This is a genomic window from Actinoplanes sp. NPDC024001 (assembly GCF_040638955.1).
GTDB lineage: Bacteria > Actinomycetota > Actinomycetes > Mycobacteriales > Micromonosporaceae > Actinoplanes.
Genome location: NZ_JBEZZB010000309.1, coordinates 1 through 5,096, shown reverse-complemented (window position 1 = coordinate 5,096; position 5,096 = coordinate 1). Strand labels below are relative to the sequence as shown.

Below are 5,096 nucleotides of genomic sequence, written 5' to 3'. Positions count from 1 at the left end.
GCCCGGCCGGCCGGCCGGTGGTGCGCCCGATGGCCCGGCGCTCACTCGCCCCGATCAGCGCGGGCGAGGCGGCGGCCTTGGCGGCGAACCGGGTGTCGGCCGAGGCGACCCGGTACACCCCCACCGCGTCGTTGCCGCTGACCACGGTGCCGCCGGCGGACCGGATGGCGGCCGCTGCGTCCGAGCCGGACACTCCGTCGGCCGCCACCACCGTGTAGTCCGCGGCCCGCGCCGTCCCGGAATCGCCCGGGACCAGGGCGAACAGCAGCAGCACAGCGGGAATCACGGCGCGTAGCGAGATCACTTCCGCATGTTAGGTCCGGTGTGCTGACTTCGGGTGCCATACGCACCCGAAGTCAGCACGTCCAGTCCTCGGGGTCAGCGACCGCCGACCGCCGCGTAGGCGTCGACGATGCCGTACCCGTAGAAGCCGTTGAAGTTCTTGCCACCCTCACAGAGCGCGTCGAACTCGGCGGACCGGCCCTCCTGCGCGTAGCTCTGCAGACGCGGCTCCGGGCACGAGTGCTCGGCGGCGGTCCGGTAGAGCTGCGCCTCGACCAGGGCCGGAGCCATGGTCTTGCCACCGCGGCGGAAGTCCGGGTAGCCGTACTTGCTGACGATCAGCGCGGCGACACCGGCGGCGTGCGGCGCGGCCATCGAGGTGCCCTGCAGGTACGTGTAGTACCCACACTTTCCGGCCTTGGTGCACTCCTTGAAGACCAGGCCCTCGCCGTCCGCGGTGATGTTGCCGTCCGCGTCGACCAGCCCCTCCTCCTGCAGCACCTTGAGCGGGTACGTGGAGAGGATCTGGTTGCCGGCCGTCATGTAGGTGTCGGTGCCGTACCCGTCGCGGTACCAGCCACCCGGCGCGGCGACCGAGATCTGCTCCAGGCCGTAGTTCGAGAAGTCCGACTTCTTGCCCGACGGTCCGACCGAGGAGACGCCGATGACGTGCGGCCCCTCCGCCGGCAGGTCCCAGCAGGACTTGTTGTCGATCGGCCGCGGGTACGGGTTCGCCCCGTAGTCCGGGCTGGAGACGTCGGTCCGGGGCTTGCCCAGGTCCTCGTGGTTGTTGCCGAGCGCGCCGACCAGCGTGACGCCCTTGCGGTGCGCGTACTCCAGGGCTCGCTTCACGGCGGTGATGATGGCGCGCTGCTCGGCCTGGTCCTCCGGGCTGTCGGCCGGGTTGGCCGTGCAGTTGTAGAGCCACGGGTCGACGTAGAACGACATGTTGACCACGTCGAGGCCGGCGTCGGCGGCGTAGGTCAGCGCGTTGACGACCGGGTCGAGGAAGAAGTAGCCGGAGTCCTGGCCGCCCTTGAGCTCCACCAGGGTGACGTCCGGAGCGACACCGGAGAGGCCGACGCCGTTGAGCGCGGCGCCGATGGTGCCGGCCACGTGGGTGCCGTGCCCGCCGTCGTCGGTGCCGACCGGATCGAGGCAGCCCTCGACCTCGCACGGCCCGTCGATGTCGGTCATGTCCGGCGCGAAGTTACGGGAGAGCTTCTTGCTGAAGTTCGGCGCGAGGTCCGGGTTCGAGGCGTCCAGACCGGTGTCCAGGACGCCGACGGTCACGCTGCGATCACCCGACTCGATCTTGCGAGCCTTGTCCGCGCGGACCATGGCGAGGCCCCACAACTCGGCGTCGAGCGGGTCGGCCTTCGCCGGGCCGCCCTTGCCGCCCCTGCCGGGCCGGGCGTTGCGGTCGACCTTCTCGAGCCGGCTGGGGGCGTGGCCGAGTGCCCGGCGCTCGCTGGCGCCGATCAGGGCGCCGGACGCGGTGGCCTTGGTCTCGAACTTCGTGTCGGCCGAGCTGACCCGGTAGACGCCAACCGCGTCGTTACCGCTGACGATCGTGCCGCCGGCGGCCTTGATGGCCGCGGTCGCCTCCGCGGCGGAGGCACCGTCGGCGGCCACGACGGTGTAGTCGACTGCGTTACCTGGCTCCGCGACCGCGGAACCAGGCACCACAGCGAGGAACGCGAGGCCAGTCGCGGTGACGACAGCCCCGGTCATAACGCGTCTTCTCATGGAAGCGCTCCTCCTGTAATAGGTTAGGAGGCATCACATCGAGAAAGGTCGCTCAGCGCAAGAGCTAGGGACGGGTCATTCGCAGGACGTCGAGCGCTTCGTCCAGTTGTGTCTCGGAGAGTTTCCCGTTCGCAACATGTCCGCGTTCGATCACTACCTCGCGGATCGTCCGATCGGTCGCCAGGGCCTGCTTGGCGATCGCCGCGGCCTCGTCGTAACCGAGGTAGCGATTGAGCGGGGTGACGATCGACGGGGACCCCTCGGCGTACGCCCGGGCCACCTCCTCGTTCGCCTCCAGCCCGGCGACGCACTTGTCGGCGAGCTGGCGAGCCGCGGCGGCCAGCAGGCGGATCGACTCCAGCAGGTTGCGAGCCATCACCGGGAGCATCACGTTCAGCTCGAAATCGCCCTGGGTGCCGGCGAAGGCGACCGTCGCGTCGTTGCCGATCACCTGGGCGGCGACCTGGCGGACCATCTCCGGCACCACCGGGTTCACCTTGCCCGGCATGATCGACGAACCGGGCTGCAGATCGGGCAGCCGCAGCTCGCGCAGCCCCGCCCGCGGGCCGGAGCCCATCCACCGGATGTCGTTGGCGATCTTGTAGAGGCCGGTCGCCACCACCCGCAGCTGGCCGGACGCCTCGACCAGCGCGTCCCGGGCGCCCTGCGCCTCGAAGTGGTCGCGGGCCTCGCTGAGCGGCAGCCCGGTCTCCTCCTTCAGCAGCTCGATCACCGCTGGGGCGAACCCGGGCGGCGTGTTCACCCCGGTGCCCACCGCGGTGCCACCGAGCGGCAGCTCACCGAGCCGGGGCAGGGTGGCGGTCAGCCGCTCGACCCCGTTGGTGACCTGCTGCGCGTACCCGGAGAACTCCTGGCCGAGGGTGACCGGCGTAGCGTCCATCAGGTGAGTGCGGCCGCTCTTGACCACCGTCGCCCAGGTCTCCGCCTTGACGCGCAGCGCACCCGTCAGATGCTCGAGCGCCGGGATCAGATCCTGGCTGACCGCCTCGGTGGCGGCCAGGTGGATCGAGGAGGGGAAGACGTCGTTGCTGGACTGCGACGCGTTGACGTGGTCGTTCGGGTGCACCGGCCGGCCCAGGGCACGGGCCGCCAGGGTGGCGATCACCTCGTTGGCGTTCATGTTCGACGAGGTGCCCGAGCCGGTCTGGAAGACGTCGATCGGGAACTGGTCGTCGTAACCGCCGTCGGCGACATGCGCCGCGGCGGTCGCGATCGACTCCGCGACGTCGCCGTCCAGCACACCGAGTTTCCCGTTCGCCCTGGCCGCGGCGCCCTTGATCCGGGCGAGCGCCCGGATGTGCGCCGGTTCCAGCCCTCGGCCGGAGATCGGGAAATTCTCCACCGCGCGCTGCGTCTGCGCACGCCAGAGAGCGTCGGCGGGGACGCGCACCTCGCCCATCGTGTCGCGTTCGATCCGGAATCCGCTTTCGTCAGTCACCGGACCATCCTCTCTCGCTCTACGCCGGGTCGCGCACCGAGAACCGTTCCGGGACGCCCATCTGCTCGAACAGGGCGAGCGCCTCCGCGCGCAGCCGCCGGCGTTGCGGGTCGGCCGCGTCGAGGCAGCCGGCGATCCCGGCCAGCGCCCGGGCCACCGAGTACGGCTGCCGCACCTCCCGCGCGATCCGCAGCGACCGCTCGTAGGCCTCCCGGGCCGCCGGCACGTCCCCGGAGCGGTGCAGCGTCGCCGCGTAGTCGTGGAGGAGTTCCGCCGCGAAGCTCGTCTGGCCGCTGATCTCGACGGCCCGCCGGTGCTCGGCCAGCGCCGCCTCGAAGTCGCCCAGCTCGGCCAGGATCGTCCCGAGGTCGGTGCGGGCCTCGGCCTCCATCACGGACAGCCCCCGGCGCACGCTCATCGCCAGGGCGATCTCCACATATCGGCGCGCGTTCTCCGGCGTCGCCCGGCCCAGCCTCCGCTTGTGCCGCTGGATCTGGAGCAGGCTGCTGGCCTTCAGGTGGTCCCCGTCATGACTGGCCATCAGCAGGCGCAGCCGGTCGAGCCGCAGCGCCTCGGCGTAGTTCCCGAGCCGGCCGTGGGCGCGGGACAGCTGGGTGTGCGCGGCCAGCGCGTAACCGGCGAAGCCGACCCGGAGACTGATCCGGAGGCTTTTCGACGCCGTCTCGACGGTCTCGGCGTAACGGCCCATCACGAACTCGATGGAGGCCAGGTTGCCGTACGCGCCGGCGACCGCCACCTGGTCCCCCTGCCGCTCGTGCAGCCGGATGCAGAGTTCCAGGCACTCGCGGGCCTTCTCGTACGCCCCGTTCCGGTAGTGGACCGAGGCGCCGTAGTTGGCCATCATGGCCGTGCCCGCGTCGTCGCCGTGCTCGCGGGCGATCGCGAAGCCGCGGTCGTGCAGCACCGCGACGTCCTGGTTGTAACCGCGGTAATACAGCAGGTACCAGGCGGCCCGGGGGATCCACCAGGCGTACGCGGGATGGCCGGAGCGCACCGCGGCCTCCAGGAACGAGCCGAGGTCGGGCCGGTGCCGCTCCAGCCGGGCGACCGGGTCGGCGATCGCGGCGACCAGCTCCGGCCGCAGATCCGGGACCTCCCGCAGGTCGTGCTCCAGTGCCCGCCGGTAGGACCGGGCGACCGACGCCGTCAGGGCGTGCGTCTCCAGGTTGAGCACGCCGAGAACGGCCCGGTCGCGGTCCTCGGCGGGAAGGCCGGCGGCCAGCGCGGCGGCGAACTCCCGCAGCAGGTCGTGCATGCGGTAGACGCCGGGCTCCGGTTCCTCCAGCAGGTGCACGTCCACCAGCTCGTCGAGCAGGTCCCCGGCCTCGTCCAGCGGCAGGCCGGAGAGCGCGGCGGCGGCCGGCGCGTCCAGCGAGGCGGCCGGGTGCAGGCCGAGCAGGCTGAAGAAGCGCCGCGTGGACCCGCTCAGCTGGCCGTAGGAGAGCGCGAACGCGTTCCCGACGGTGCGGTCCTCGACCGCCAGCTCGGGCAGCACCGCCTCACCGAGACGCCGGACCAGGTCGGCGACCCGCCACCGCGGCCGGTGCGCCAGCCGGGCGCCGGCCAGCCGGATCGCCAGCGGCAG

Annotated in this window: 3 protein-coding genes and 1 pseudogene; all 4 read right to left on the bottom strand. The window is 71.7% G+C overall.

Features of this window, described 5'->3' with window-relative positions; genetic code table 11:
- Positions 1-304, bottom strand: a pseudogene (locus tag AB0F81_RS50265) (serine protease); the annotation flags it as partial.
- 74 nt (positions 305-378) lie between these two features.
- Entirely contained in the window at positions 379-2,031 is a 1,653-nt protein-coding gene (locus AB0F81_RS50260) for a S8 family serine peptidase (protein WP_360211409.1), read from the bottom strand.
- Between the two features lie 64 nt (positions 2,032-2,095).
- Positions 2,096-3,451, bottom strand: coding sequence for a class II fumarate hydratase (locus AB0F81_RS50255; protein ID WP_360211411.1), 1,356 nt, complete (start codon positions 3,449-3,451; stop codon positions 2,096-2,098).
- Positions 3,452-3,509: 58 nt separating this feature from the next.
- Positions 3,510-5,096 (bottom strand): tetratricopeptide repeat protein (locus tag AB0F81_RS50250; RefSeq protein ID WP_360211407.1); only part of this gene is annotated, 1,587 nt, incomplete at its 5' end.